The sequence below is a fragment of the Mesorhizobium sp. M7A.F.Ca.CA.001.08.2.1 genome (assembly GCF_003998455.1).
Taxonomy (GTDB): Bacteria; Pseudomonadota; Alphaproteobacteria; order Rhizobiales; family Rhizobiaceae; genus Mesorhizobium; species Mesorhizobium ciceri.
The window spans coordinates 1-1,066 of sequence record NZ_RZPW01001212.1; the positions used below are offsets into that span (position 1 = coordinate 1).

The window sequence follows — 1,066 nt, forward strand, 5'->3', positions numbered from 1 at the left end:
GATGATGGCCGCTGCGGGCAGCGCGCCGAGCGCCACGCCGATGTTGAAGCCGGTGATCGGCGCTGTCGCCAATGATTTGTCGGGGCCAAGCAGATATTGCCCGGCCAGCGCGCCCACGGAGATGGCGATGGGGGCCGCCGAGCCGATGATCGCCTGCGATGCGGCCAGGATCAGCGCCGTGCGGCGCGCCTCGCTGCCTGCCTCGACGGCGATTGCCGTCATGATGCGTCCTTGCCGCGCCCCTCGCCACGCACCCGGCGTGACACACGGTCGAGCACGGCATTGACCAGCTTCGGCTCGTCTTCCTCGTAGAAGGCCTTGGCGATGTCGACATATTCGGAGACTATGACGGCGACCGGGACATCCTCGCGCTTCATCAGTTCGTAGACGCCGGCGCGCAGGATGGCGCGCAGCGTCGAATCGAGCCGCGACAGCGGCCAGTCCTCGGTCAGCGCCTGGCGGATGATCGGATCGATCGTCTTCTGGTTCTCGACGACACCCGCCAGGATAGCGCGAAACCATTGCGCATCGGCCTCGCGATAGAGCGCGCCGTCGACTTCCTTGCCAAGGCGAAACGCCTCGTACTCGGCGGTGATCTCGAAGACACCGCTGCCGGCGACATCCATCTGATAGAGCGCCTGCACGGCGGCCAGACGGGCAGCGCCGCGCTTGTTGGCGTGGCGCATCGCGGGCTGCCCGGGCGAAGCGGGTTCGCTCACGATCGCGCCCCCAATTGTTCCTTGAGGGCAATCATGGTCAGCGCCGCACGCGCGGCAAAGCCGCCCTTGTCGCCTTCCGAGCGCTTGGCGCGAGTCCAGGCCTGGGCGTCATTCTCGGTGGTGAGAATGCCGTTGCCGATGCAGACCGAGTCCTGCACGCTCAAATCCATGAGCGCGCGGCTGGATTCATTGGCGACAATGTCGAAATGGTAGGTGTCGCCGCGGACGACGGTGCCGAGCGCGACAAAGCCATCATAATGTGTGCCGCCTTCCGTCGCGCCGTCCAGTGCAAAGGTGATCACCGCGGGGATCTCCAGCGAACCTGGAACGGTGACGACGTCATAAGT

At 65.8% G+C, this 1,066-nt stretch carries 2 protein-coding genes and 1 pseudogene; all 3 read right to left on the reverse strand.

What is annotated here, in order from left to right:
- A pseudogene (locus EN914_RS36265) lies at positions 1 to 222 on the reverse strand (MFS transporter); the annotation flags it as partial.
- A complete protein-coding gene (gene nusB / locus EN914_RS36270; protein WP_013532244.1) occupies positions 219 to 719 on the reverse strand; it encodes a transcription antitermination factor NusB in 501 nt (166 codons plus the stop codon). The gene nusB and the pseudogene EN914_RS36265, both read right to left, overlap by 4 nt.
- A partial coding sequence (locus EN914_RS36275) for a 6,7-dimethyl-8-ribityllumazine synthase (RefSeq protein WP_127389729.1) occupies positions 716 to 1,066 on the reverse strand: 351 nt, incomplete at its 5' end. The genes EN914_RS36275 and nusB, both read right to left, overlap by 4 nt.